This is a genomic window from Achromobacter sp. FW305-C-13 (genome assembly GCF_058783475.1).
Genome location: NZ_JBYSYN010000004.1, coordinates 732,531 through 756,256, shown reverse-complemented (window position 1 = coordinate 756,256; position 23,726 = coordinate 732,531). Strand labels below are relative to the sequence as shown.

At 66.2% G+C, this 23,726-nt stretch carries 18 protein-coding genes and 1 pseudogene; 4 read left to right on the top strand and 15 right to left on the bottom strand.

The window, feature by feature from the left end:
* Positions 1 to 108: 108 nt before the first annotated feature.
* Positions 109 to 2,745: a DNA topoisomerase III gene (locus AC3WMU_RS27085; protein WP_006227776.1), complete on the bottom strand. Its 2,637-nt coding sequence runs from the start codon at positions 2,743 to 2,745 to the stop codon at positions 109 to 111.
* A 62-nt stretch (positions 2,746 to 2,807) separates the two neighbouring features.
* Between AC3WMU_RS27085 and AC3WMU_RS27080 the strand changes: the two genes are divergently transcribed.
* The gene (locus AC3WMU_RS27080) at positions 2,808 to 5,438 is read left to right on the top strand and encodes a GDYXXLXY domain-containing protein (protein ID WP_006227777.1); all 2,631 of its coding nucleotides are present in this window, start codon (positions 2,808 to 2,810) and stop codon (positions 5,436 to 5,438) included.
* Between the two features lie 17 nt (positions 5,439 to 5,455).
* Here the strand turns inward: AC3WMU_RS27080 and gluQRS are convergent, their stop codons facing one another.
* The 4 genes from gluQRS to AC3WMU_RS27060 all read right to left on the bottom strand — a co-directional run bounded on the left by gluQRS (position 5,456) and on the right by AC3WMU_RS27060 (position 10,307).
* Positions 5,456 to 6,334 (bottom strand): tRNA glutamyl-Q(34) synthetase GluQRS, encoded by an 879-nt coding sequence (gene gluQRS, locus AC3WMU_RS27075; protein WP_492283234.1) that lies wholly within the window; start codon positions 6,332 to 6,334, stop codon positions 5,456 to 5,458.
* A gap of 46 nt (positions 6,335 to 6,380) precedes the next feature.
* Positions 6,381 to 6,839 (bottom strand): Smg family protein, encoded by a 459-nt coding sequence (locus tag AC3WMU_RS27070; RefSeq protein WP_006227779.1) that lies wholly within the window; start codon positions 6,837 to 6,839, stop codon positions 6,381 to 6,383.
* Between the two features lie 241 nt (positions 6,840 to 7,080).
* On the bottom strand, positions 7,081 to 9,105 hold the full coding sequence (locus AC3WMU_RS27065) for a TRAP transporter permease (protein WP_006227780.1): 2,025 nt from the start codon (positions 9,103 to 9,105) through the stop codon (positions 7,081 to 7,083).
* Between the two features lie 242 nt (positions 9,106 to 9,347).
* A complete protein-coding gene (locus AC3WMU_RS27060) occupies positions 9,348 to 10,307 on the bottom strand; it encodes a TAXI family TRAP transporter solute-binding subunit (protein WP_454675937.1) in 960 nt (319 codons plus the stop codon).
* Positions 10,308 to 10,589: 282 nt separating this feature from the next.
* Here AC3WMU_RS27060 and AC3WMU_RS27055 point away from each other — a divergent pair, with 282 nt between their 5' ends.
* Positions 10,590 to 11,729, top strand: coding sequence for a DSD1 family PLP-dependent enzyme (locus AC3WMU_RS27055; protein WP_492283233.1), 1,140 nt, complete (start codon positions 10,590 to 10,592; stop codon positions 11,727 to 11,729).
* A gap of 47 nt (positions 11,730 to 11,776) precedes the next feature.
* Here AC3WMU_RS27055 and AC3WMU_RS27050 read toward each other — a convergent pair whose 3' ends face one another.
* The 7 genes from AC3WMU_RS27050 to AC3WMU_RS27020 all read right to left on the bottom strand — a co-directional run bounded on the left by AC3WMU_RS27050 (position 11,777) and on the right by AC3WMU_RS27020 (position 17,721).
* Entirely contained in the window at positions 11,777 to 12,514 is a 738-nt protein-coding gene (locus AC3WMU_RS27050; RefSeq protein ID WP_492283232.1) for an amino acid ABC transporter ATP-binding protein, read from the bottom strand.
* The gene (locus tag AC3WMU_RS27045; protein WP_492283231.1) at positions 12,495 to 13,151 is read right to left on the bottom strand and encodes an amino acid ABC transporter permease; all 657 of its coding nucleotides are present in this window, start codon (positions 13,149 to 13,151) and stop codon (positions 12,495 to 12,497) included. Before AC3WMU_RS27045 ends, AC3WMU_RS27050 begins: the two co-directional genes overlap by 20 nt.
* Positions 13,148 to 13,816, bottom strand: coding sequence for an amino acid ABC transporter permease (locus AC3WMU_RS27040; protein ID WP_006227785.1), 669 nt, complete (start codon positions 13,814 to 13,816; stop codon positions 13,148 to 13,150). Before AC3WMU_RS27040 ends, AC3WMU_RS27045 begins: the two co-directional genes overlap by 4 nt.
* 18 nt (positions 13,817 to 13,834) lie before the next feature.
* A complete protein-coding gene (locus tag AC3WMU_RS27035) occupies positions 13,835 to 14,617 on the bottom strand; it encodes a transporter substrate-binding domain-containing protein (RefSeq protein WP_424626698.1) in 783 nt (260 codons plus the stop codon).
* Between the two features lie 222 nt (positions 14,618 to 14,839).
* Positions 14,840 to 15,748: a LysR family transcriptional regulator gene (locus tag AC3WMU_RS27030; protein ID WP_492283230.1), complete on the bottom strand. Its 909-nt coding sequence runs from the start codon at positions 15,746 to 15,748 to the stop codon at positions 14,840 to 14,842.
* 61 nt (positions 15,749 to 15,809) lie between these two features.
* A complete protein-coding gene (locus AC3WMU_RS27025; RefSeq protein ID WP_280027139.1) occupies positions 15,810 to 16,583 on the bottom strand; it encodes an SDR family oxidoreductase in 774 nt (257 codons plus the stop codon).
* A 172-nt stretch (positions 16,584 to 16,755) separates the two neighbouring features.
* Positions 16,756 to 17,721 carry a Bug family tripartite tricarboxylate transporter substrate binding protein gene (locus AC3WMU_RS27020; protein ID WP_006227789.1) on the bottom strand — a complete coding sequence of 322 codons (966 nt, stop codon included), beginning with the start codon at positions 17,719 to 17,721 and terminating at the stop codon, positions 16,756 to 16,758.
* Positions 17,722 to 17,938: 217 nt separating this feature from the next.
* Here AC3WMU_RS27020 and AC3WMU_RS27015 point away from each other — a divergent pair, with 217 nt between their 5' ends.
* Complete coding sequence (locus tag AC3WMU_RS27015) at positions 17,939 to 19,132, top strand: acetylornithine transaminase (RefSeq protein WP_006227790.1); 1,194 nt, start codon at positions 17,939 to 17,941, stop codon at positions 19,130 to 19,132.
* A gap of 101 nt (positions 19,133 to 19,233) precedes the next feature.
* Here the strand turns inward: AC3WMU_RS27015 and AC3WMU_RS27010 are convergent, their stop codons facing one another.
* The 3 genes from AC3WMU_RS27010 to AC3WMU_RS27000 all read right to left on the bottom strand — a co-directional run bounded on the left by AC3WMU_RS27010 (position 19,234) and on the right by AC3WMU_RS27000 (position 23,122).
* Positions 19,234 to 21,597 (bottom strand): TonB-dependent siderophore receptor, encoded by a 2,364-nt coding sequence (locus AC3WMU_RS27010; RefSeq protein ID WP_492283229.1) that lies wholly within the window; start codon positions 21,595 to 21,597, stop codon positions 19,234 to 19,236.
* A gap of 83 nt (positions 21,598 to 21,680) precedes the next feature.
* Complete coding sequence (locus tag AC3WMU_RS27005; protein WP_492283228.1) at positions 21,681 to 22,625, bottom strand: FecR family protein; 945 nt, start codon at positions 22,623 to 22,625, stop codon at positions 21,681 to 21,683.
* Positions 22,622 to 23,122: a sigma-70 family RNA polymerase sigma factor gene (locus AC3WMU_RS27000; RefSeq protein ID WP_492283227.1), complete on the bottom strand. Its 501-nt coding sequence runs from the start codon at positions 23,120 to 23,122 to the stop codon at positions 22,622 to 22,624. Before AC3WMU_RS27000 ends, AC3WMU_RS27005 begins: the two co-directional genes overlap by 4 nt.
* A 98-nt stretch (positions 23,123 to 23,220) precedes the next feature.
* Between AC3WMU_RS27000 and AC3WMU_RS26995 the strand changes: the two are divergent.
* Positions 23,221 to 23,703, top strand: a pseudogene (locus tag AC3WMU_RS26995) (ATP-binding cassette domain-containing protein); the annotation flags it as partial.
* Between the last annotated feature and the right edge of the window lie 23 nt (positions 23,704 to 23,726).

Here is a 23,726-nt window from a genome sequence, read left to right as displayed (position 1 = left end):
GGCGTTGGTCCATGATGGCGGGAGCGGTCAAGACATCACCGCTGCTTGAAGGGTTGCGCGCGATATGTGCCGGTGTGCTTGTTGGCACATCCTCGCGCTTCACCCATCCTACGACGCCGTTTTCTTCGGCGCCGCCTTCTTCACGGCCTTCTTGGCGGCGGTTTTGGTCGCCGTCTTGGTTGCCGTCTTCGTGGCGGTCTTCTTCACCGCGGCCTTTTTGGCCGGCGCCTTCTTCGCTGCCGTCTTGGTGGCCGTCTTTGCCGCCGTCTTGCCCGGCGCGCGGCCCGGCTTTTCAGGACGCGGCTCGAACTCGAAGCCCACCTTGCCGTCGGGCTGGCGCACCAGGAACGCCTTGAACTTGCGGTTGGTGCGGCTGGACACGAAGCCGTCGAGCAGGTCGGTGCGGCCGTCGGTCAAGAGCTTGCCCATCTGCTGGGCCGAGATCTCTTGCTGCAGGATGACCTTGCCCGAGCGGAAGTCGCAGCTCTTTTCGGGGCCGACGGACTTTTCGCAGACGTAGCTCATGCCGTGCTCGAACACGCGCGACTGGCACTTCGGGCACGGGCCCACCGGCGTGTGGCCGGAGAAGTCCACGGCTTCGGTGTCGTCTTCGTCGTTCTGGCCGAAATCGAACTCCAGCTTGTATTCATCGCTGATGCGCAGGATGGCGGCAAACGGCCGGCCCATCTTGCTGATGAAACCCTGCAGCGGACCGATTTCGCGCTTGGCCAGCAGTTCTTCGACTTCCGGCAGTTCGAACGTGCGGCCGCCCGGATGCTTGCCGATCGAGAAATCGCAGGCCGTGCAGGCGAAGCGGCGGTAGTTTTCCTTCACCACGGCGCCGCACTTGGGGCACGGCGTCTGCAGCGTGGCGTAGTCGCCCGGCACCGTGTCGCGCTCGTATTCCTTGGCGCGCTTGACGATGACTTGCGTCATCTGCGCGATTTCGCGCATGAAGGCCTCGCGGCCCAGCCCGCCCTGCTCGATCTGCTTGAGCTTGTGCTCCCATTCGCCCGTGAGTTCGGGAGAGGTCAGTTCGGTGACGTCCAGGCCGGACAGCAGCGTCATCAGCTGGCGCGCCTTGGCGGTGGGCACCAGGTCGCGGCCTTCGCGGCGCAGGTAGACCTCGTTCAGCAGGCCTTCGATGATGGCGGCGCGCGTGGCCGGCGTGCCCAGGCCGCGCTCGGACATGGCTTCGCGCAGCTCTTCGTCGTCCACCAGCTTGCCGGCGCCTTCCATGGCGGACAGCAAGGTGCCTTCGTTGAAGCGGGCCGGCGGCTTGGTCGACAGTCCCACGGCTTCGACGTCTTCCGTGCGCACGGTCTCGCCGTCCGCCACGGGCACCAGGTTGGCGTCTTCGCCCTGGGCTTCCTTGCCGTAGACGGCCAGCCAGCCCGGGGTGACCAGCACCTTGCCGTCGGTGCGGAAGCGATGCCCCTGCACTTCGGTCAGGCGGGTGGTAACGCGGTATTCGGCTGCCGGGAAGAACACGGCCAAAAAGCGCTTGAGCACCAGGTCGTACAGCTTGGCCTCGGCTTCGCTCAGGTCGTGCGGGATCTGCAGCGTGGGGATGATGGCAAAGTGATCCGACACCTTCTTATTGTCGAAGATGCGGCGGTTGGGCTTGACCCACTGCTGGGTGACGACCGTGTCCGCGTGGCGGGCCAGGCCGCCCACGGCGTTCGAGCCGCCCTTGGCCAGCGCGCGCATCGTTTCCTGCACCGTGGTGATGTAGTCCTCGGGCAGATAACGGGAATCGGTACGCGGGTAGGTCAGCGCCTTGTGGCGTTCGTACAGGGTCTGGGCCAGCGCCAGGGTGGTCTTGGCCGAAAAGCCGAAACGGCCGTTGGCCTCGCGCTGCAGCGAGGTCAGGTCGTAGAGCGCCGGCGACATCTGGGTCGACGGCTTGGATTCTTCGGTGACGTTGCCCGGCTGGTCGCGGCAGGCGGCCACCACGCTTTGGGCGGCGGCGGCCGACCACAGGCGCGATTCGCGCTTTTCGGGGTCGCGGTCGTCTTTCTTGAATTGGGGGTCGATCCAGCGGCCTTCATACAGGCCGGCGGCGGCGATGAAGGTGGCGCGCACTTCCCAGTAGTCGCGCGGCACAAAGCGGCGGATGCGCTCTTCGCGTTCGGCCACGATCGCCAGCGTGGGGGTCTGCACCCGGCCGACCGGCGTCTTGAAGAAGCCGCCGTCCTTGCTGTTGAAGGCGGTCATGGCGCGCGTGCCATTGATCCCGACCAGCCAGTCGGCTTCGGCGCGCGAGCGCGCCGCCGCTTCCAGCGGCTTTAACTGGGCGTCGTCGCGCAGGTTGGCGAAGGCCTCGCGGATGGCAGCCTGCGTCATGGATTGCAGCCACAGGCGCTGGATCGGCTTCTTTACGCCCGCATACTGAATGATGTAGCGGAAGATCAGTTCGCCTTCGCGTCCCGCGTCACAGGCATTGATGATCGAATCCACGTCCTTGCGCTTGGCCAAACGGACCAGCAGCTTCAGGCGTTCAGCGGACTTCTTGTCGGTGGGGCCCAGTTCGAATTCCGGCGGAATCACGGGCAGGTGCGTGAAGCTCCACTTTCCCTTGACCGGATCATTGGGCGCGACCAAGCTCAGCAAATGGCCGATGCTGGACGCGAGTACGTAACGTTCGCTTTCAAAATAGTCGCCCTCGCGCGCAAAGCCTCCCAAGGCGCGTGATATATCAAGGGCCACCGAGGGCTTCTCGGCAATAATCAGCGTTTTATTCATGTGTATCCAGTGGCGGTAGTCCCGCCTTAGTAGCGCGGATAATAAGATCGGAGATTCGCCAGATGCAAGTCGGCACTGAAAGACAAGCGGGATCCGAACTGCACGCTTGGCGCCAATTCCTGGCGCGAAGCACCCTTTGGCTAGGCGTTTTGCTGCTGGGCAGCGCCGCGATTTGCTGGGTCGCCGCCAATTGGCAAGACATGACAAAAGTGCAGCGCTTCGCCGGCACGCAGGGCCTGCTGGCGATTGCCGCACTGGCCGCCGCCTGGGCCGGGCTGCGCCTTCGGGCCACCCCTGGCGTGCGGCGCAGCATCCCTGGCGCGCTCCTGGCTTTGGCCGGCATCCTGTTGGGCGCCCTGCTCGCGTTATTAGGCCAAACTTACCAGACTGGCGCCGATACCTGGGAATTGTTCGCCTGGTGGGCGGTGTTGCTGCTGCCTTGGGCACTGGCCGCGGCCAGCCAGGCCGTGTGGTTGCTGTGGATCCTGGTGCTGAACGTGGCGGCCGCGCTCTGGCTGGGCGAGCGGATGTTCTCGTGGCTGTCGGTGTTTGGCGCATCGGACACCATTACCCTCGTCATGGCGGGGCTGAACCTTGTGTTGCTGCTGGGCTGGGAACTGGCCGCGCACCGCTGGCGCGCCAGCACGCTGATCGGTCCGCGCCTCCTGGCGGCCCTGGTCGTCAGCGCGCTGGTCATGTCCCTGATGTTCGTCGGCTTTGTCTTCGGCCGCGAGCAAGGGGTCGGCGGCATCGCGTGGCTTGCCGTGACGGTGGGGCTGGGCTTTTATTATCAGCGGGTCCGGCGCGACCTGATCATCCTGGCCATGCTGGCGGCCGGCGTCATCTGCGTGTCGCTGCGCTTCGTGGGCGAATGGCTGCTGCGCCTGGAGCCCGGCGTCTGGGCCGCGCTGCCGCTGGCGGCCTTGCTGATGGCCGAAGCCGTGCTGGCCGCGCGCTGGCTGCGCAAGCTGGCGGCCGAACCTCAGGTCGCAGGCCCTGCCGCGGCGGACGCCGAGCCGGCCTCGGCCTCGGCCGGCAATGCCGTGGAGCCGGCCGATTCGGGCGCGCCCGTGGCGCAACTGGCGCCAGCCGCCATCCCGCACGCCGAACCGCCCTGGTACGTGCAGTGCCTGCTGGGCCTGAGCGCCTGGCTGGCCACCCTGCTGCTGCTGGTTTTCGTGGGCTTCTCGGGGATCGTCACGTCCGAAGAAGGCGCGCTGGTGGCCGGGCTGATCCTGTGCGGCGCCGGCGTGGCGGTGCTGCGCAGCGACGCGGGCCCGTTCTGGCGGCAATGCGGCACGGCCATGGCGTTCGCCGGGCAGTTGCTGATCATCTACGGTTTGTCCGATTCCACCTCGTTCACCAGCGCTTGCGTGTTCGTGCTGCTGATGGCCACGGCCATCTACGTGCTGGGTCCCGATGTGATCCTGCGTTTCCTGTCCGGCGTGCTGATCGCCGGGGCTGGAGCCAGTCTGATCTGGCGCGGCCTGTCGCCCCAGCTGATGCGCGACGACCTGCTGGAGGCGTGGCTGGATTTCGATCCCGCCTTGTCCAGCGTCGTGTGGCTGCCCATCGCCGTGATCGGCGCCTGGGCCACCGCCGTGATCCTGACCGTGGGCCATCGCGGGGGCGTGAAGCGCGACCATGCGTTGCAGCCGCTGGCCTGGGCGTTCCTGCTGTCGGTGCAGGGCATGGTGTGGCTGGCGGGCGGGATCTCGGTCCTGCATCTGCCCGCCATGTGGCAGCTGAATCCGCAGGGCGCCCTGTTCGTCACCGCGGGAGCGTTGCTGCCGGCGGCCGCCGCGATGGCGGTGCTGTGGCCCCGCCGCCATGTGTTGACCGCCGGCGTCACCTGGGGCGTGCCGATCGCGCTGCTGATCCTGGCCGGCTTCTGGCTGCCCAGCCCGGGCGTGGGGTTCGCGCTGGCCTGGCTGCTGTTGGGCTTTGGCCTGAACCAGCTGCGCCTGGTGGTCTTCGGCGTGATCAGCCTGCTGGCCTATCTGGGCGTGTACTACTACCAGCTGGATGTGCCCTTGTTGCAAAAGGCGCTGTGGCTGGGCGGCGGCGCGTTGCTGCTGTTCGTGTTGCGCGGCCTGGTGTGGCTGGTGCCGCGGCTGATGCGCACGCAGGCGCCCGACCGCCGCGCGCCGCTGCCGCCGGTCTCGGCGCCCTTGCGCTGGCGCACGCTGGCCATCCTGGGGGGGCTGGCGCTGGTGCTGGTGGTGGCCAACGGCGGCATCTGGGAGCGTGAAAAGCTGCTGGCTTCCGGCAAGGTCGTCATCCTGGAACTGGCGCCGGTGGATCCGCGGTCGCTGATGCAGGGCGACTATATGGCGCTGAACTTCGCCGCCAGCCGGGACATCACGCGCTTGCGCCTGGGCGGCGACCGTCCGGTTGAAGACGAGACCCTGCCCGGCTTCGAGCCCGACGGCTATGTGATGCTTCAGACCGACGCGCGCGGCGTGGCCACGCCGTTGCGCATCCAGCCCGACGTGCATCCGCATGCCGACGGCGAAGTGCCGCTGCGCTACCGGGTACGCGACAGCGGCGTGCGCATCGTGACCAATGCCTGGTTCTTCCAGGAAGGCGAAGCCAAGCGCTTCGAGGTCGCCCGCTACGGCGAGCTGCGTGTGGGCGACAACGGCGAGGCCCTGCTGGTCCGGATGTTGGGCGCGGACCTGCAGCCGCTATAGCGGCACGGGGCCCCGCCTCAGGGGAAGCGCCGCGCCCAGTGCGCGGTGGCTTCGCGCAGGAACTGCCCGCGGTCGGCGTTAGCGGCAAGCGGCGCAAAGCCCAAAGCCCGCCAGGCGCCCTGTAGCGCCGCCAGGGGCGCTTGGGTGTCGATGGCGGGGGCACCGTTCTGCTTGGACAGTTTCAGGCCGCTGGCGGCGTCCAGGATCAGCGGCACATGCAGATAGCGCACGGGGGGCAGGCCCAGCAAGCGGCCCAGCACGCGTTGGCGGGCCGTGGAGCTCAGCAGGTCGGCGCCGCGCACCACGTCCGTCACGCCCTGTTCGGCATCGTCCACCACCACGGCAAGTTGATAGGCCCATAGCCCGTCCGCGCGCCGCAGGGCGAAGTCGCCCACCGCCTGCGCCACGTCTTGTGCTTGTGGGCCCAGCCACCGGTCTTCGAAGTGTTCGACGCCGTCCGGGATGCGCAGGCGCCAGGCGCGCGCCTCGCGGCCCTCGGGCAAGCCGTGGCGGCACGTGCCGGGATAAGGGCGTTCACCCTCGGCGCCGGGCACGGTCTGGCCGCGCAGCGCCGAATCGGCGATTTCGCGCCGGGTGCAGCCGCAGCCGTAGATCAGGCCGCGCGCGGCCAGCGTCTCGAAGGCGGATTGGTAAGCGGCGTTGCGCTGCGACTGCCACATGACGTCGCCGTCCCAGTGCAGGCCCAGCGCGTCCAGTTGCGCCATGATGGCGTTGGCGGCGCCCGCGACGGTGCGGGGGGTGTCCACGTCTTCCATGCGCAGCAGCCAACGCCCGCCGTGGGCGCGCGCATCCAGCCAACTGGCCAGGGCAGCCACAAGCGAGCCCGCATGCAGCGGGCCGCTGGGGCTGGGGGCGAATCGGCCTACGTAGGTCACAGCAACGGCAAGCGGCCCCAATGCATGGGGCCGGGGTGTGGGGTCATCAATGCAGCAACCGCACGCCTTCTTCGTCCAGCAGCTCTTCCAGGACCAGGTTGTCGATCTCGGCTTCCTGGCTCCAGAGAACCATGAGGGCGATGATCTTGATCTTGGACAGCGGCACGGGCGTTTCCGGCGAAGCCAGGCCCCGGTCGATGACGATTTCGCGCAACGGCGCCGGCAATACGCCGGCCGATTCCAGGAAGGCGATGAAGCCGATGGATTCGGTGCCGAGCTGGCTGTATTCGTTGTCGGTGTAGATCCGGGTTCCCGAGGTGGGAGCCTGAGCGAGGTCGACGCATCGTTCCGTGGTCTCGGCCAAACCGTACAGCCAGCCGAGCGCGTCGTCGATGTCTTCGTGCTCGAAACCGGCGGCGGCAAGCCGCTTAGCGAGCACATCGGCCGCAGGACAGGCTTGCGGCGTGTAGTAATTCTCGAACAGATAAACCAGGATATCGAACATATGGCGCAGTTTTGTGCCTGTTTGCACAGTCGGCCCGCAGATCGGCAGACCAGCAAACATGAATTTTACTTTACGCTGATTTATTTAGCCGGGCAACCGGCGAAAAGGCGGAATGTTGTATGTCGTCACCCTGTGGATCCAGGCCCCTATTTTGCCGGTATTTGCTGCCAAAATCCGGGATTGGACGAAATAAAAAAGGGGCGGACCGTAGTCCGCCCCTTTTAATTCCACGCCGTTCGGGTCAGGCCGCCTTGGCCGCGGTCTCCAGTTTCAGTTCCGCCAGCTGGCGGATGAAGACGGGGATGCAGATCGCCAGGCCGACCAGGCCGCTCGTCAGGCCGGGGATGATGGTCAAGAGCGCGCCGACGGTGCACAGCCACCGCTCCCAGCTCTTCATGCCGACCAGCATGTAGCGCGAGAACGCGGCCGACAGCAGCACCAGGCCCACCATGCAGCCGAGCAAGGTCACCCAGAAGTCGTACCAGGTGAAGCCCTGCACCGAGATCAGCAGCGACGGCGAAAACACGAACACGAACGGCACGATGAGCTTGGTGATGCCCAGCCTGAACGCCGTGTTCCCGGTCTTGAACGGGTCACTGCCCGCCATGCCCGCCGCCGCATAGGCGGCCAGCGCCACCGGAGGCGTGATGTCCGCCAGGATGCCGAAATAGAACACGAAGAAGTGCGCCGCGATCGGCTGCACGCCCAGCTGAACCAGCGTGGGTGCCGCCACGGCGACCATGATCAGGTAGTTCGCGGTGGTGGGCACGCCGCAGCCCATCAGGATGCAGACGATGCCCGTCATGATCAGCGCGGCCAGCAGCGTCAGCGCCTGCATGTTGGCCATGGCGTCGGGAATGATCATGGCCGCGCCGCCGGCCAGCACCTGCGATGCCGAGATCACGATGTACGAGATCTTGAAGCCCACGCCGGTCAAGGTCACCACCCCGATCACGATACCCACTGCGCCTGCCGCCGCGCCGACTGCCAGCGCGTACTTGGCGCCGGTCTCGAAGGCTTCGTACAGATCGCGCCAGCGCAGGCGCTGATACGGATTCAACAGGCCCACCAGGATGCAGCCCGTGATGCCGGCGAACGCCGCCAGATAAGGCGTGCGGCCGCTGGCCAGCACGCCTACCAGCAGGATTAGCGGGATCAGGGTGGGCCAGCGCATCTTGAACGATTGCTTGAGCTTGGGCATTTCTTCGGCCGTCAGGCCGCGCAGGCCTTCGCGCTTGGCTTCGAAGTGCACCTGCATGAACATGCCGAAGAAGTACAGGAAGGCCGGGAAGATGCCGGCAATCGCGATCTGCTGGTACGGGATGCCCAGGAACTCGATCATCAGGAACGCGGCCGCGCCCATGATGGGGGGCGTGATCTGGCCGCCCGTGCTGCTGGCCGCTTCCACGCCAGCGGCGAAGTGCCGCGGATAACCGACCCGGATCATGGCGGGAATGGTCAGCGACCCCACGGTCACCGCGTTGGCCACCGACGACCCCGACAGCATGCCGAACATGGCTGAGCCGAAGACGGACACCTTGGCGGGGCCGCCGGCATAGCGGCCGGCCACGGTGGAGGCCACGTCCAGGAACAGCTGGCCCAGCCCGATGCGGGTGGCCAGCACGCCGAATAGCACGAAGTGGAACACGTAGGTCGCCACCACGCCGACCGCCACGCCATATACGCCCTGGCTGGTCAGGTACATGTGGTTGACGATCTGCGGCCAGGTGTTGCCCGCATGCTTGAGCAGGCCCGGAAAGTACGGGCCGAACATGGCGTAGGCCATGAAGACCAGCGCGATGATGGGCAGCGGCCAGCCCATGGCGCGTCGCGTGGCTTCCAGCAGGCCGATCAGGAGGATCGAGCCCATGAAGACGTCCATCGGCATCGGGTTGCCGACGCGGAATGCCAGGTCTTCGAAAATGTAGGGGATGTACAGCACCGACAAGGCCAGTGCGATGGCGATGATCCAGTCGTACAGCGGAATGCCGCCGGGCGACAGCCACGTCGACTTGGGCTCGCGCTGGTAGTGCGACTTGGAAAAGCCGAACACCAGGAAGATCAGGCTCAGCACGAAGGCCAGGTGCACGCCGCGGTGCGTGGCCTCGCGCAACAGGCCGAAGCCGGCCGTGTAGTAGTGAAAGAGCGACAGCGTGACAAGCAGGCCCGACACGATCCAGGTCGCCGTCTTGTCCAGCGGCCGGAAGCGGATCTCGGAGTCGTATTTCTCCGCCAGCTTCTGGGTTTTCTCGTGATCTATTTCCATCGCCGTGATTCTCTGGATGATTCAGCAAGCAGGGCCGCGCTCGGCGGCCCTACTAAGCGCGGCGCAAACACGCCGCAGGTAGATGCAATGGCTTAGCCCCTGCAGCTTGACGGCATGTCCGCCGCCTCACACCGCCGCCGCCATTCCGGGCCGCGCGGAGCCGGCTTTGCCGGTCCGCTGCGGCGCCCCTGGGGGAGGCGCCGCAGGCGCTAGGGGGGGCCTACTTCAGGCCTACTTCAGGCCTACTTCAGCAGGCCGATTTCCTTGTAGAACTTCTCGGCGCCCGGGTGGAACGGGATGCCCGCGCCCTTGATGGCGTTGTCGCGGGTGATGAGCTTGCCCTTGGCGTGGCCCGCATCCAGCGTCTTGCGCGTGGCGTCGCTGTACAGCGCCTTGGTGACGTCGTAGACCGTCTGTTCAGGGATCTTGGCTGACGTGACCATCTGTGCGTTGACCGAGATGGTCTTCACTTCCGGCAGGTGCTGGTACGTATTGGCCGCGATTACGTCGGGCGTGAAGAACTCTTGCTTGGCGCGCAGTGCGTCGATCTCGGGGCCCACCAGCGGCACCAGTTCGATGTTGCCCGTGGACGCCAGTTCGGCGATAGCGCCGGCGGGGGCCCCGCCCACGAAGAAGAACGCGTCCAGTCCGCCGTCCTTGAGCTTGTCGCCCGCCTGGTTGGGCTTGAGGTATTCGGCCTTGATGTCCTTATCGGTCATGCCGTAGGCGCCCAGGATCAGGCGCACGTCGACCAGCGTGCCGGAACCCGGCTCGTCCATGGATACGCGCTTGCCTTTCAGGTCGGCCACGCTCTTGATGCCGGCGCCCTTGCGCGTCACCAGGTGAATGCTCTCCGGGTACAGGGTAGCAATCAGGCGCAGATCTTGCGCCTTGGGCTTGCCCTCGAACGTGCCGGTGCCGCTGTACGCCCAGTACGCCACGTCTGACTGCGTGAAACCCGCTTCGAACGAGCCGCCGATGATGCCGTTGATGTTGGCCACCGACCCGTTGGAGGCCACCGCCGTGGCGATGAGCTTGCCGGGTTGCGAGACCGCGTTGCCGATGATGCCGCCGATCGGGTAGTACGTGCCGGCGGTGCCGCCCGTGCCGATGCGGAAGAACTGCTGGGCCTGTGCGGAACCCACGGTGCCGACCGCGGCGACCGCAACGGTCAGGGCGGTGATCCAGTGCTTGAGTTTCATGCGAGCTTCTCCGGGACTTTGTGACGGGTTTATCAACGTGACGTCTTGCGTCGGGTCGTTCTGGCCGCGGCGGTTGCCAAGGCAAAAACGGGCCTCCCCCTGGGGGCCATTTCTATGATGAAATTCTGGCATGTAGGGGTCCCGTAGCCAATGGTTACGGGGCTATCGTTTACCTGGGGGTAAATCATCCTTCGGGTTATGGACGGTCATGTTTTGGTTATGGCGTGTGATTGCACGATCACGCGGTTACATCCCATGCGGTGCTGATAACGGAGTCACCCGATGTCCCAGGAAGTCATACGCGGCATAGCGCTGCCTCCACCCGCGCAACCGGGCGATCCTCTGGCGCGCGTCGACACGCCCAGCCTGGTGCTGGACCTGGCGCCCTTCGAGGCCAACCTGCGCGCCATGCAGGCCTGGGCCGACCGCCACGACGTGGCCTTGCGCCCGCACGCCAAGGCGCACAAATGCCCGGAAATCGCGTTGCGCCAGCTGGCGCTGGGCGCGCGCGGCATCTGTTGCCAGAAAGTCAGCGAAGCCCTGCCCTTCGTGGCCGCCGGCATCCGCGACATCCACATCAGCAACGAAGTCGTCGGACCCGCCAAACTGGCCATGCTGGCGCAATTGGCGCGCACCGCCAAAATGAGCGTCTGCGTGGATAACGCGCAGAACCTGGCGCAGATTTCCCAGGCGATGGCGCAGGCCGGGGCCGAGATCGACGTGCTGGTCGAGGTGGACGTGGGCCAAGGCCGCTGTGGCGTGTCGGACGACGCGCTGGTGCTGGCGCTGGCGCAACAGGCGCGCGACCTGCCGGGTGTGAATTTCGTGGGGCTGCAGGCCTATCACGGGTCGATGCAGCACTTTCGCACGCGTGAAGAGCGGTCGCAGGTCTGCCGGCATACGGCGCGTATCGCCGCGTCGTATGCGCAGTTGCTGCGGGAAAGCGGCATCGCGTGCGACGTCATCACGGGCGGCGGCACGGGCAGCGCAGAGTTCGACGCGGCAAGCGGCGTTTTCACCGAGCTGCAGGCAGGCTCTTACGCCTTCATGGATGGCGATTACGGCGCCAATGAGTGGGACGGCCCGTTGACCTTCCAGAACAGCCTGTTCGTGCTGTCCACCGTGATGAGCGTGCCCGCGCCCGATCGCGTGATCCTGGACGCGGGGTTGAAATCCACCACCGCCGAATGCGGCCCGCCGGCGGTGTTCAAGGCCGATGGCCTGACCTACGCGGCCATCAACGACGAGCATGGCGTGGTGCGCGTGGCGCCGGGGGCGCAGCCGCCCGCATTGGGCGACGTGCTGCGCCTGGTGCCTTCGCACGTGGATCCCACCTTCAACCTGCATGACGGGCTGGTCGTGGTGCGCGACGGCGTGGTGCAGGATGTGTGGGAGATCGCGGCGCGCGGCTTCTCGCGCTGACCGCAGCGGGTCGCAGGCGCGCGTGCCGTGCGTGCCGGTCCCACGATTCAGGCGGCCAGGTTCGTCATCCCCAGGAATTGCCGCAGTTCGGGGGTGGCGGGCGCCGAGAACAATTCTTCGGGCGGTCCGATGTCGTGCACGCGGCCCTGATGCATGAACACGACGCGGTCGCACACTTCGCGCGCAAAGCGCATTTCGTGCGTAACCATCAGCAGAGTCATGCCATCGGCCGCCAGCTCGCGCACCACCGCCAGCACTTCGTTGACCAGTTCGGGGTCCAGCGCCGATGTGATTTCGTCGCACAGCAGCGCCAGCGGCTGCATGGCCAGCGCGCGGGCGATCGCCACGCGCTGCTGCTGGCCGCCGGACAACTCTTCCGGCCACGCGTCGAACTTGTGCGCCAAGCCCACGCGGGTCAGCATGGCGCGCGCCAGGTCGGCCGCCTGCGCTTCCGGCATGCGTTTGGCCACCATGGGCGAGAGCATCACGTTGCGCCCCACCGTCAGGTGCGGGAACAGGTTGAACTGCTGGAAGATCATGCCCACTTTCAGCCGCAGCGCGCGCAGCCGCAATTCGTCGTCGCCCAGTTGGGCGTCGGCCACCATGATGGCGCCGCCGTCGATTTGCTCCAGCCCATTCACGCAGCGCAGCAGCGTGCTCTTGCCCGAGCCGCTCTTGCCGATGATGGCGATGACCTCGCCGGGTTCGACGCGTAGCGTCACCCCCTTCAGGACTTCGTTGTCGCCGAATTTCTTGCGGACGTCTTCAAGGGCGATGAGGGGCATGCAACTTCCTTTCCAGCCGGAGGCTGAGGCGCGACAGGGGCCAGCACAGCGCGAAATAGATCAGCGCGGCGCAGGCGTAGACGGTGAAGGGGCTGAAGGTGGCGTTGGTGATGACGGTGCTGGCCTTGGACAGCTCCGTGAATCCGATGATGGACGTCAGCGCGGTGCTCTTGACGATCTGCACCGCAAAGCCCACGGTGGGCGCGATCGCGATGCGCAACGCCTGCGGCAGCACTACATAACGCATCTGCTGCACATAACCCAGCGCCAGGCTGGCCGACGCTTCCCATTGCCCCTTGGGAATGGCCTCCACGCAGCCGCGCCAGATCTCGGCGAGGAACGCGCCCGACCACAACGTCAGCGCCGCGCCGGCGGCCAGCCAGGGCGGCACTTCCACACCCAGCAGCGACAAGCCGAAGAACGCCAGGAACAGCTGCATCAAGAGCGGCGTGCCCTGGAACAGTTCGATATAGGCCCAGCTGGCGCGCCGCATCGCGGCCACGCGGGACGTCCGCATCATCAGCGCCAGCACGCCCATCAGCGCGCCGCCGGCGAACGCCACCAGCGACAGCACCACGGTCCAGCGCGCGGCCAAGAGCAGGTTGCGGACGATGTCCCAGGTTGAGAATTCAATCATCTTGCCGCCTTGCGGAACAGGCGCCGGCCGGCCAGGCGCAGCAACTGGCGCAGCAGGATGGCCAACACCAGGTAGATGCCCGTGGTCACCAGATACACCTCGAACGCGCGGAAGTTGCGCGACTGGATGAAGTTGGCGGCAAACGTCAGGTCTTCGGCGGCAATCTGCGAACACACCGCTGACCCCAGCATCACGATCACGATCTGCGACGACAGCGCGGGCCAGATGCGCTTGAGCGCGGGTTTCAGCACCACGTGCCGGAAGACCTGGAAGCGCGTCATCGCCAGGCTGGCGCCGGCCTCGTACTGGCCCTTGGGCGTGGCGTCGATGCCGGCGCGGATGATCTCGGCGCTGTAGGCGCCCAGGTTCAGCGCCATCGCCAGGCAGGCGGCCTGCATTTCGCCCAGTTGCACGCCCAGCGACGGCAGGCCGAAGAACACGAAGAACAGCTGGATCAGGAACGGCGTGTTACGGATCACCTCCACATACGCCGCGACCGGCGCGCGCAGCCACGCCGGGCCTTGCGTGCGGACCCAGGCGCACGCGATGCCCAGCGCCACGCCGGCCACCGCGCCAAACGCGATCAGCTCGACCGTGACGCCGATGCCCTTCACCAGCACCGGCGTGTAGTCGAACACCGCGCCGAAATCGTATTGATAAGCCATGATGGCCGCCTTCAGGGCTTACAGATCCTTGGGCAGTTCGGCGCCCAGCCACTTCTGCGAAATCGCCGACAGGGAGCCGTCGCGCTTGGCGGCAGCCAGGATGTCGTTGACCTTGGCGCGCAGCTTGGGTTCGTCCTTGTTCAGGCCGATGTAGCACGGCGAATTCTTGATCAGGAATTTGGTCTCGGGTTTCTTGGCCGGATTGCGCGCCAGGATGGCGGCGGCGACCACATTGCCCGTGGCGATCATCGGCACCTGGCCAGACAGGAAGGCGGTGATGGTGCCGTTGTTGTCTTCATAGCGCTTGAGCGTGGCGGATTCGGGGGCGATCTTCGACAGCTCGATGTCTTCCACCGCGCCGCGCGTCACGCCGATCGTCTTGCCCGCCAGGTCCGCCGCCGACGCCACCTTCAGGTCGGCCGGGCCGAACACGCCGTTGAAGAACGGCGCGTAGGCGTCCGAGAAATCGATGGCCTTTTCGCGTTCCGCGTTCTTGCCCAGGCTGGAGATCACCAGGTCCACCTTGCGCGTCTGCAGATACGGCACGCGGTTGGCGCTGGTGACCGGTACCAGTTCCAGCTTCACGCCCAACTGCTTGGCGATGAGCTGTGCGGTGTCGATGTCATAGCCCAGGGGCTTCATGTCGGCGCCCACCGAACCGAAGGGCGGGAAATCCTGCGGCACGGCGATCTTGATGGTGCCTGCGCGGACGATATCGTCCAGCGTGTCGGCGTACGTCAGCGGCGCGGCCAGCAGGCTGGCGGCGGTGCAAAGGGACAACAACAGGGTTCTACGGTTCATGAGGAACTCTCCAGGGCGCGCACCGCCCGGAGCGGGTCGGATGCGTTGCACACCAATTCGGTATACAAACCAGGAAAAGCAAGTTCCGTGCCATTTCGCGGCCGCTAGACGGCCCTCGACGGGGACGCATCGCCTGCCCTGCTTTGGTGCGGAGCATGCCCCGAGTGCGGGCATGGCGGGCACCGGATTGGACCGCGTGCCGGGTTGCCCTTCGATTGCTCTTCAGCCGTCCAGATGGGGTTGCATCAAGGCCGCGAACCAGTCGTGGAACACGGCCAGGCGGCGCGAGCGCTGGCGCCTGTGCGGATACAGCAGCGATACCGGCAGGGCGGCCGCGCGGAAGGCCGGCATGACCTCGACCAGCTTGCCGGCATCCAGCAGGTGCTGGACGTCGAAGCGCGGAATCTGGATGAGCCCCAGCCCCGCCAGGCAGCAGGCGATGTAGCTTTCGGCATTGTTCACGACCACCCGGGCCGGCACCTGGGCGACTTGTGCGGCCCCGTCTTCCGCAAGGTACTCCCAGGGAAGTTCCCGGCCCGTCTTGGGCGACGCATAGCCCACGGTCCAGTGTCCGGACGCCAGGTCGTCGGGCCGGTGTGGCTCGCCTTGTTCGCGCAGGTAATCGGGGCTGGCGCAGTTGATCAGGGCGATATGGCCCAGCGGCCGCACGACCAGGCTGCTGTCTTCCAGCATGCCGATGCGCACCGCGCAGTCCACCCCTTCCTGCACCAGGTCGATCGCGCGGTCGGTGGAACTGAGCAGGAGTTCCAGCCGGGGATGGCGGCGCAGCAGGCTGGGCAGCGCCGGCGCGATCAGCCGCCGCGCAATGCGGCTGGGCGCATCGATGCTGAGCCGGCCCGACACCTGGCGCTGGCCGGCGTGGAACAACTGGTCGATGTCTTCCACTTCCGCCAGCAGTGGCCGCACGCGCTGCAGCAACTGTTCGCCGTCGGCCGTCAGGCGCACCTGCCGGGTCGTGCGATGCAGCAGGCGCACGCCCAGCTGGGTCTCCAATTGCTGGATGGCTGCCGACACCGAGGCGCGCGGCACCTCCAGCGCGTTGGCCGCCTTGATGAAGCTGCCCATGTCGGCGACCTGGGCGAACACGCGGTACTGGTCGAATCGGTCCATGCGTCTGGCGTCCCCTGCCGTCCACGGGCGGATCGCCCTGTGGATAACGGCAGGTGACAGATTACTTCGTCGTATAGCCGCCGTTGATCAGGATCGTCTGGCCCGTGATCCACCAGCCGTCGCTGACCAGGTGGCGGATGAACGGCACGACGTCTTCGATATCGGTCAGGCCCGTCTTGCTGAAGGGCGACAGCGCGGCCGCGGTCTTGTGGTACGCCACCGCGTCGGCGCCTTCGGCCGGGTAGAAGAAAGGTGTGTCCATCGGGCCCGGGCCGACGGCGGTCACCGAAATGCCGCGCGCGCCGAATTCCTTGGACGCAGCGCGCGTGTAGTGCTCGACCGGCGCCTTGGTGCCGGCGTAGGCAGCGTAGAACGGCGTGAACGCGCCCAGCAAGGACGTCACCAGCGTGCAGACCTTGCCGTTGTCGTTCACATGGCGGCCCGCTTCGCGCAGGAAGAAGAAGGCGGTCTTGGAGTTCACCGCCGTCATCTCGTCGTACTCGGCTTCGCTGATCTCGGTGAAGGGTTTCTTCAATACTTTGCCGACGGTGTTGATGGCGATGTCGGGTCGGCCCACGGCAGCGACGGCGTCGGTGAACAGCTTCTCGACGGCGGCGGCGGTGGTCAGGTCTGCCTGCAGCGCGACGGCGCGGGCGCCTGCCGCCTCGATCGCGGCAACGGTCGCGTCCGCTTCAGCTTTGGACGCGGCGCTGTTGTAGTGGATCGCCACCGCGCGGGCGCCCTGCTGCGCCAGATCGCGCGCGATCAGGCCGCCCAGGTTCTTGGCGCCGCCGGCGATCAGTACGACTTTGCCCTTGATGGAATGGTCTGCCATGGAAAACCCCTTCATGAATCGATGGAGCTTCGAGCTTAGGCAAGCGCGTGTCCGCGATAAACCACCCGGGGCTGGATGGATCATCCAGAAAAAACGCCCAATCGCCATGAAAAAAGCCGTCCCCTATTGCGGGGGACGGCTTTGTGCGGATCGCGCGGGGCGGGTGGCGGGCTTAATCCACCTGGGCGCCGGACTGCTTGACGGCGCGGCCCCACTTGTCGACTTCGCTGGCGATGAACGTGCCCGTCGCCTCGGGCGTCAATGGCATGGGTTCCGCACCGCGGTCACGCAGGAATTTCTGCATTTCCGGCGTGGTCAGCGCATGGCCGATCTGCTTGCTGAGGTAGTCGGTGATGGCCGGCGGCGTGTCGCGCGGGGCCAGCACGGCGGCCCAGCCGATGGCCTCAAAGCCGGGATAGCCGGATTCGGCCACGGTGGGCACGTCCGGCAATTGCGGCAGGCGCTTGGCGGTCGTCACAGCCAGCGCCACGGCCTTCTTGCTTTGCACGTGCGGCAGGCCGGCGGTGACGGAGTCCACCATCAAGGGCACCTGGTGCCCCAGGAAATCGGCCTGGGCCGGGCCGCTGCCCTTGTACGGGATGTGGCGGATGTCGATATCGGCCGCGGCCTTGAACATTTCCGCGGACAGATGCTGCGTGCCGCCGATGCCGGCGCTGGCGTAGGCCAGTTCACCCGGATTGGCGCGCGCTTGCGTCACCAATTGCTTAAGCGAGGTGATGCCCGAGGCCGGCGTTGCCAGGAACATCAACGGCACCGAGAACACGCCCGACACCGGCGCGAAATCCTTGGTCAGGCTGTAGTTGATGGTCTTGTACAGCGTCTGGTTGACCGCGGCGGCACTGCCCGCGATGACCAGCGTGTAGCCGTCGGGCGTGGCGCGCGCGGCCTGCTCCATGCCGATGTTGCTGCCGGCGCCCGCGCGGTTCTCCACCACGATGGGCTGCTTGACGGCGGCGCCCAGCTTTTCCGCCAGGGCGCGGGCGAAGATGTCGGTGGCCTGCCCGGGCGGGAACGGCACGATCAGGCGGATGGGGCGTTCGGGGTATTCGGCATGCGCCGGGGCGCCGGCCGCCGCCAGCGCCAGGCCGGCGGCAAGACTGGAAAGGATACGTTTCATGATTGGTCAGTAAAAAGCGACGACGGGCGGCGCGCGGGGGCGCGCCACTTGCATAAAATAGAGCGCCCGAGCGGTCGGCCCTTTTGAGGCGGCCCGGGGCGGATCGGCGGGGGTGCGTCACGATAGCATCCCTCTGTCGGTGCTACATTTGCCTTTTCGCGCTTCCCACCCCGAAGTTTCTCCTTCACCCCTGTCCTTTCACCCCGCAGGAACCGCCATGGAATTCAGCCAGTTCAACGTCAACACCCTCATGGAGATCACCTCCCGCCCGGACCTCGTGTTCGTGAGCGGCAAGGGATCCTGGCTGGAGGATCACGCGGGCAAGCGATATCTGGACTTCGTGCAGGGCTGGGCGGTGAACACGCTGGGCCACTCCGCGCCGGAAATGCAGCGCGCGCTGGTGGAACAGTCGCAAAAGCTGATGAACCCGTCGCCGGCGTTCTACAACATCCCCTCGATCGAGCTGGCGCAGCGCCTGACCGGTGCGTCCTGCTTTGACCGCGTCTTCTTCGCCAATAGCGGCGGCGAAGCCAACGAAGGTGCCATCAAGCTGGCGCGCAAGTGGGGCCAGGTCAAGAAGAACGGCGCCTACAAGATCATCACGATGAACCACGGCTTCCACGGCCGCACGCTGGCTACCATGTCCGCGTCCGGCAAGCCGGGTTGGGACAAGATGTTCGCTCCGCAAGTGGAAGGCTTTCCCAAGGCCGAACTGAACGACCTGGAATCGGTGAAGAAGCTGATCGACGACCAGACCGTCGCCATCATGCTGGAACCGGTGCAAGGCGAAGGCGGCGTGATCCCGGCCACCAAGGAGTTCATGCAAGGCCTGCGCAAGTTGGCCGACGAGAACCAGCTGCTGCTGATTGTCGACGAAGTGCAGACCGGCATGGGCCGCACCGGCAAGATGTTCGCCTACCAGCATTCCGACGTCATCCCCGACATCATGACGCTGGCCAAGGGCATCGGCGGCGGCGTGCCGCTGGCCGCCCTGCTGGCGCGCCAGGACGTCTGCGTGTTCTCGCACGGCGACCAGGGCGGCACGTACAACGGCAACCCGCTGACCACCGCCGTTGGCGTGGCGGTGTTCGACGCACTGGCGGCCCCGGGCTTCATGGACGCCGTCAACGCGCGTTCCAAGCAACTGTCCGAAGGCCTCTTGGCGCTGTCGGCCAAGTACGGCATGAAGGGCGAGCGCGGTTTGGGCCTGCTGCGTGCGCTGGTGATGGATCGCGACGATGGTCCGGCGATTGTGGAAGCCGCCCGCAAGCTGGAACCGCAAGGCCTGCTGCTGAACGCGCCGCGTCCGAATTTGCTGCGCTTCATGCCGGCGCTGAACGTGACGGCTGAAGAAATCGACCTGATGCTGAGCGAACTGGACAAGCTGATCGCGCAGGCGCGCAAGGCGTGATCTGAGTCTTCAGGCAGTAGTTGGCAACAAAGGCCGCATGGATATGCGGCCTTTGTGCTTTCCGGGCGATGGGCCCGCAATCCCGAGCCCCTGAAAAAGGCCTAAAACGTGTACTTCGCCGTCAACAGAAACGCCCGCGGCGCGCCGAAGTGATTGTTGTCCTGGGTGCTGCCGATCGCCTGGTAGTAATACTTGTCGAACAGGTTATAGACGTTCAGGCGCAGATCCAGATTTTGTGAGGCCCGATACGCCACCACGGCATCCCACACGCTATAGCCGGGCTGGCGCACGCTATACGCTGGCAAACTGATGGCGCTTTGCACGCGGACCGCCCCGCCCACCCGCCAGGCATTCAGCGAGCCAGGCAAGGTGTACATGGTCGAGAGCTTGAACAGATGGCGCGGCGTCTGCGTGTCGTAAGGAGCGCCTGCGGAGATTGCGCCCGAATCCTCCAGATACTTGGACCGGTTGAAGGTATAGCCGGCCGACACTTGCCACGCTGGCGTGAGCGCGCCCGCCACTTCCAATTCAAAGCCCCGGCTTTCCACCTTGCCGGACGGCGCATAGCATTCGATAACGCCCGGGCTGCACGCGGACGTGGCCAGAGCGACCGGACGATTGCGCTGGCGGATCTGGAATACCGCCGCGCTGGCGTTGAGCCGGCCGTCGAAATACTCGCCCTTGACCCCCGCCTCAAGATTGGTGCCGATGACCGGATCCAGTGGCGTGCCGCTGGCGGACTGGCTGCCCTGCGGCTGGAACACGCTGGTCCAGCTGGTGTAGACGGAATGCTGGCGGTCCAGGTCGTAGATCAGGCCCGCGTAGGGGGTCAGTTCGTGGTTGACCTTGTATCCGGCGGGCGGGCTGACGTAGTCGCCGGACTTCAGGTTCATGTCGTATTCGTACCAATCCAGCCGCGCACCCAGCATCAGCGTCAGCGGGTCGGCGAGGCTCAGGCGGGTGGTGGCGTAGCCGCTCATCTGGCGCTGGTATCCCTTGCGCGACCACGGGTAGACGAACGCGGGCTTCTCGACAGCGCTGGAGTCCCAGTGTTCCGGGTCGACCGTCATGTTGTAGTCCAGCGGCCAACCACCAGGGCCGTCGTCGTCCTTGTTCTTCAGGAAGCTGCCGCCCAGCACCAGTTCGTGCGTACGCCCCAGCAGCGTGAACGGGCCGCTCAGGTAGCCGTCGACGCTGTATTGGGTTTTGTCGTAGTCATACTGGCCCAGGCCCTGCCCGAAGAACGTCGAGTCTTCCAGGGGGTAGAGGTAGCTGCCCAGCATATTCATTTTGGCGCGCAGCGTGCGGGCGGTGAGTTTGCCGGACCAGCCGTTCTCGAAACGGTGATCGAGCTCGGCGAAGAAACTGGTGTTCTCCTTGTTCCAATAAGCCCAGTCCGGCGACAAGCGGATCGAGCGACTGAAGTCATAGAAGCTGCCGTCCCGGCGCGTGGGCAGGCCATTCCAATCCGCGCCCGGGTTGTCCTCGCGGTTGTAGTAGCCGCCGATGCTCAGCGTCGTGTTTGCCGTGAGATCGGCTTCGACGGTGCCGTAGAAGAGCTGACGCTGGTGCTCGTAGGCCTTCTTGAAGGTATTCGAATCCTGATAGGCCACCACACCCCGGGCGCGCAAAGTGCCGCTTTCGTTCAGCGGGCCCGAGCCATCGACTTCGCCCCGGTAATTGTCCCAACTGCCGGCGCTGGCCGTCACCGAGAACTGCGGCACCGCCGTGGCGCGCTTGCGCACCAGGTTGATCGTGCCCGAGGGATTGCCGGCCCCGGTCATCATGCCGGCCGCGCCGCGCAGCACCTCGATGTGATCGTACATGGCCAGCGTCGCCACGCCCTGCGTGTCGTAGTCGTAGCCCAGCGGCACCCCATCGGCCAGGAACGAACTGATCTCGAATCCGCGAGAGAAGAACTGCGTGCGTTCCCCGCCGCCGATCTGGCGCGTGGTCAGGCCCGGCGCGTCGCGGGCGACGTCGTCCAAGGACTGAAAGCCGCGGTCTTCGATCTGCTGGCGCGTCACCACACTGACCGACTGCGGCGTCTCACGCGGCGACAGCGCGAATTTGGTGGCCGTGGACATGATCGGCGTGGTGTAGGAATGAGTGCCTTCGGTCACGCCCGGCGTCGTCGCCTCGACCGTCACCGGCGCCAGCGTGGTCGTGCTGGACGGCGCCACGGTCAGGCTGCCGTCCGCCGTGCGCCGAAGTTCCAGCCCGCTTCCGGTCAGCGCGCGCGCGGTGGCTTCCTCGACGGTCAATTGGCCCGAAACGGCCGGCGCGGTTTTACCCGCCACCAGCTCGGCCCGAAACGAGATGACTGCGCCCGCAATGCGTGCGATCCGGGTCAGCGAGACATCCAGCTGGCCCGCGGGCAAATCATACTGACGCAGCGCCTGGGCATGGGCGGTGCTGGCGGCGGCTGCGATGACGCAGGCAGCCGGAAACCTGAGGGAAAGCATGGAACACTCCGTGGATGCGTGAGCACGCGTTCCATGTATGTGCATCGGCGCCGCTGAAAAAACACCCGGCGCAGAAAAAAGTTTCAAGCCAGATCGATCATGACGTACCAGCGGCTCAGCCGCTGCACCCGGATAGGCAAGGTGTTCGTGAGTGCTGCCAGCGCCCGGTCGCCGCCGTCCAGCGGGAACAGGCCCGTCACGCGCAAGCGGGACGCCTGCGGCGACGCTCGCAGCCAGCCGGGCCGGTATCGGGCCAGCGCGTCGATGACGGTTTGCAAGGGTTCGTCATGGACTTCGAGTTCGCCGTTGCTCCAGGCGGCGGCATACCCTTGATCGTTCTGCACCGCATCGATCTGCCGCGCGTCAAACCACACGCTCTGGCCCGGTGCCAACTGCTGGCGCGCGCCGGCCAGCGTGGTGACACTGGCGGCCCCGGTCAAGGCAAGGCAGAAGCTGCTATCGGCCGCGCAGCGCACCATGGCGCGCCCCTGTCCGAGCCTGACCTCGCCTTGCGGCAGGCGCACCTGCAGCCCCTGGCTTTCCCCCACCTCGAAAATCGCCGCACCGGCCGACACCTGCACGACGTGCTGCCCCTCCCACGACGCCGCGCTGCGCGCGTCCAGCTCCATCATGTTGCCGTCGGGCAAGGCCACGCGCCGGCGCTCGCCGGTGCGGGTGGCATAGCCCGACGCCAGAGATTGCAAGGGCACATAGCGGTCCGCCACGCCCGCGCCCAGCAGCAACGCCCCGCCCGCCAGCGCCAGCTTCCCCAGCCGCCGGCGCTGCGCCAACTGCGGCCCCGCCAGCGAACGCCGCAGCGCATCGCCATCGGCCAGCAGCCCCGGCCGCAACGCGTGCAGCGTGCCATTGAGCGCCGCGTTCAACCGTTGCCACGCCGCGCTATGGCTCGGGCTCTCCGCCAGCCACCGGTCAAACGCTGCGCGGTCCGCATCGCTGGCCTGCCCGCTGGACAAACAGACCTGCCACTCAATCGCCGCCTCGCGGGTGCGCGCATCCATGGCCGTCATACCCCAAACACCTCGCAGCAACGACGCAAGGCCTGCACGATGTACTTGCGCACCATGGTCGGCGACACCTTCAGCCGCGCCGCAATCTCCACATGCGTCATGCCATCGAGCTGGCTATACAGAAACGCCATCCTCGCCTTGGCAGACAGCCCGTCCAGCGCCGTATCGAGTCTCTGCAAGGATTGCAGCGCCTGCACCCGCTCCTCGGCCGACGGCTCCAGCGCCTCGGGCTGCAAGCGCAACACCTCCAGCCACGCCTGTTCCAGCTCACGCCGCCGCCACAGCCGCCATGTAATGCGCCGGGCGATAGTGATGAGCATCGCCCGCGGCTCGTTCAACTGCTCCAGCGTCGGCAGGCACAGCAACTGCGTGAACGTCTCGCCCGCCACATCTTCCGCGTCCTCGCGGTTGCGCAAACCATTGCGCAGCCGCCGCTCCAGCCACGGATGGTCGTTCTTATAAATGGTGGAAAACCGGCTATCGCGTGTCGAGTCCACGGCGTGGGCTATCAATAAATGGGAATCGTTATCAATTATCGCATAGCGAGCGCCGCCGGTTCTAGTCCCGCCTCCTGTTCTTGCGTAAAAGCCCCGCCGTGCTACGACTCGACAATCTCAGCAAACGCTACGGCGACTACCTCGTCTTCCAGGGCTGGGCCCACCGTTTCACGCCCGGGTACGTGGCGCTATGCGAAGAAGACAGCACCGGCAAATCCACCCTCCTGAATCTCATCGCGGGAGGCATCGCGCCGGATAGCGGAGACGTCTGGATAGACGCATTCCTGACCCACGCGCCCCAGCAAGCCAAGGCCAGTCTGGCCTAAGTGCCAGATAATTGCCTCGCGTTCCCCACGCAGAAGGGGCGCGGGCTGTTGGAACAGGTTGGGGCGGAGAAGAATGTGGCGCTCGACGAGGCCACGCTGGAGCTGGCCTATGACCTGGGGCTGGAGCCGCATCTGGACAAACGCTTTGAACAGATGTCCACCGGGACGCGGCGCAAGGTGTTCGCGACGGCGGCGGCCTTGGGCGATCAGGCGGTGGTGATAGCGGATGGGCCTAGCAATGGCTTCGATGCGCGGTTGGCAGCGGAAGCGCCTTAGTG